Source organism: Komagataeibacter kakiaceti JCM 25156, assembly GCF_000613305.1.
The window spans coordinates 1-3,085 of sequence record NZ_BAIO01000281.1 but is presented as its reverse complement, the minus strand read 5'-3'; the positions used below and the strand labels follow the sequence as shown (position 1 = coordinate 3,085).

General features: G+C 63.5%; 3 protein-coding genes. 1 reads left to right on the top strand and 2 read right to left on the bottom strand.

Annotation, left to right across the window (positions count from 1 at the left end):
• Positions 1-233: 233 nt before the first annotated feature.
• On the bottom strand, positions 234-845 hold the full coding sequence (locus JCM25156_RS12295; RefSeq protein ID WP_242402636.1) for a hypothetical protein: 612 nt from the start codon (positions 843-845) through the stop codon (positions 234-236).
• A gap of 316 nt (positions 846-1,161) precedes the next feature.
• On the opposite strand from JCM25156_RS12295, the gene JCM25156_RS24080 reads away from it, so the two are divergent.
• Positions 1,162-2,292 (top strand): hypothetical protein, encoded by a 1,131-nt coding sequence (locus JCM25156_RS24080; RefSeq protein ID WP_242402635.1) that lies wholly within the window; start codon positions 1,162-1,164, stop codon positions 2,290-2,292.
• A gap of 88 nt (positions 2,293-2,380) precedes the next feature.
• Here JCM25156_RS24080 and JCM25156_RS12285 read toward each other — a convergent pair.
• On the bottom strand, positions 2,381-3,085 hold a 705-nt coding region (locus JCM25156_RS12285), incomplete at its 5' end, for a surface-adhesin E family protein (protein ID WP_242402634.1).

The window sequence follows — 3,085 nt, the reverse complement described above, 5'->3', positions numbered from 1 at the left end:
ATGCCGCGCCTTCGCTTCGCGTGCGGTGGCGGGCGTCCAGCCCGCGCCCGCAGCCATCACGGCCAGCCCGGCCAGCACGCCGGAATGAAAACGTCGCCTCACGTCCCGTATTCCTTCTCTTTCGCTGCCAGCCCGTGCTGACGATACGAAAGGAAGTTTCTGCCATACACGCCGCCAATGTCACCACGGGCCAGCGTGCGGGCAGCCATGCACGGGCAGCGGTTACCCGCCCGTCAGAAAGGGGACGCCTTCTGCCCCGCGCCCTGCCCCAGATCGGCAAAATGCTGGGTCTCCACGCAGCCACGGAAACGGTCGAGCACCGGCACGCTGCCCGACAGCCCGACGCTCAGGGTGGTGTGATCGCCAAATTTCACCACCGCCATATGGCTCCGCGCCATGGCGTTGAGCAGGCTGGTCAGGTCAGCGGGCCTGATGTCGGCCGCAAGGGTCGTGGCGTCATTGGCCTGCATATGGAACACGCGGGTGTAGGGGCCGACGGTTACGGTCATGTCACCCTTTTCCCCCGTCGCCAGTGTCCAGTGGTCATCGGCGCTGCGGACCTGTAGCGAATCGGCATCGGCGCGGAACATCAGGATCTCGCTTTCCGATCCGGCAATGCACAGGTCGGTATGCACGCCCGCATCTGGCGTGTGGTGGATGGCGACCCAGCCGCCCGCACGCTCGTCCACCAGCATCTGCGAGGGGCTGGGCGCGCTGTTTTCATCTTCCGGCTGCATGGCGACGGGCACGGCCTGCGGCCTGTCATCGTATGACTGGGCCATCGCCCCCACCGGGAGGGAGACAAGCGCCAGCCACGCCAGGAGAAAATTCTGTTTCCTAATCACTTTGCAACAATCCCTATTGTAACAAAGACCGACGAATCGGAGTGGTGAACAAGTTTAGCATCACCGTTTCGTGATGTTGACATATATTGTCACAATTGCGGACACACAGCCCGTCATGGCCCTGCCTGGTTCCCTGCATCACACCAGAATGTCATCGCACGGGATCATGGCAAATCTGCGACAAACTATGTCCATATCCTTCTCCTACCTGCCATGTCGCCCACGGCAATAATAGTAAAGAAGAATTTCATTTTCGCCGCCCGCAGCCCTGCACGGCGTCCGGCCGGCATTGGCCTGCGCCCCGGCCGCCGTTATCATGCCCGGCCAGAACACGCTTTACAGACATGGACAAGGAAGGGAAAACCGGGATGCGCCTGCTACCTGCTGCCATCCTGCAATCGGGACCATCTGCGCCACACCCTGCGCGCGGGCGGCCGACCCGGACTGGATCTTCACCAATAGCGGGCCGGAAGGCCAGCCCATGGTCGTCTCCCATCAGGGGTCGCTGGATGTCATGTTCTACCGCTCGGCCAGCGGCACGGTCGGCCTTGCCATCCACCAGCGCCACGGCCGCTACCGCAACCCGACGGGGGTGCAGACGGCCATGGTCGTGATCGGCAAATTCACGGTGGCGCTCCAGACCTTCCAGACCGGTCAGGGCAACCAGAAATGGGACACGGCGGGTGGCGATCTCAGCCCGGACACCATGCCCGCGCTGGTCGATGCGCTCAGGACGGCGCGGACCGGCACGATCCTCCCCTACGAGCATGAACCGGTTTCCTTTTCCCTGACGGGTGGCGGGGCGGCGCTGGATGATCTGGCCCGCTACGCCCTGGCGCATGGCGAGAGCCTGCCCCCCCCGCTGGGGCCAGTCCCGGCCCCCGCCGCCCCGGCAGGCGTGGACATAGAAAAACTGGCCCATCACCCCTACGACACCCAGCATGGCCGCCGGTTCGTGCTGCCGCAGTACGATATTGCCGCCAACTGTGACCGTGCCCACCTGGAAATGCAGGACACGGATGGGGAATGCATTACCGCCGAGCAGAAAAGCCAGGCAGCCCTGACCGCCCAGTGGACCCATTACGACAGTGACCTGCGCGGGGCGTGCCTGGCGCTGGTGGCCGACCCGGGACGGCTGGAGAAATATCAGGCCCTGCTCATGTGCCTGTCACGTTATCAGGATGACCGCCAGCAATGGCAGCTTGTGTCCGGCTCCAGCGGCAGTGACGACATCATGCCCGCCAAGAACGCGAGAAGGCACGGCCGCCCCGTCCCCGGCGGTCCAGCCGTAATACCCGCAAGTCGTTCATCCCCCAGCCTTGACGCCCGCAATCGCACGCTGGTCGCGGTGGAGCGGGATGTGCCCGCTCCGCCACAGCTTTGCAAAACAGTCCCTTACGGGGTGCGCGCCCTGACTATCCACAGGGCCAGGATTGCCTGTTTTTAGCTGTTTTCCCGGGCATGTGGTTTGCTGGCGGTCGAGTCATCCACGCCCTTATCCACATTATTTACAAAATGATCCACAGTATGGGCATTTATTCCGCGCCATGATGGCCATCGTTCACCCGCGCGCAGGCGATGCGCCGGCCGTCCCGCAGCGACGGATCGACCGTCATTTCGCCACGCGGCACCGGGCCATCGGCTATCCTGTGGCCCGTGCCCATATGGCCCGACCAGGTGGAATAGGACAATGTGCGGTAGGTATCCGCCGCGCAGTTGTACATGACGGAAAACTGGACCGAGGCGAAAGGCAGCCCGTGCCGGAGCATGTCCTCGTCAAAATCCTGTATGAACGTCGCGGAGGAATGGGTGCCGTGAACCTGCACGGAAGCCAGGTCGATATACTCGTTGACGTTGTGCTGATAGGGCGGCAATTTCTGTAGCTTCGCGCCGGCATGCGCGGGTGGGGACGCTGGCCGCCCCTGTTGTGCCTGCGCCATCCGCGCACCAGCCGCCATGCCGCCGCAGGCGAGACCCGCCGCCACCATGACCACTGCAACCCTGTATCCCATTTTCTCCCTTTCATACACGCCGGTCGCGCCGTGCGTGCCAGACCCCGGTTCATGACACTGTTTTGCAGGATCAGCCCGATAGCGGCAAGACAAACAGCCTGAACGCATATTTCCCACTTCCCCGACAACCAGATAACGGGAGCAGTCCATGCACTCCCCTTTCCCATATACGCCCCGTATCCTGCGCCTTGCCGCCGTGCTGCTGTCGGTCACGGGGGCGGCGCGGGC

Coding starts and splice junctions, on each gene's coding strand:
- JCM25156_RS24080 (WP_242402635.1), top strand. CDS start 1,162: ATGCCCGGCCAGAACACGCTTTACAGACATGGACAAGGAAGGGAAAAC.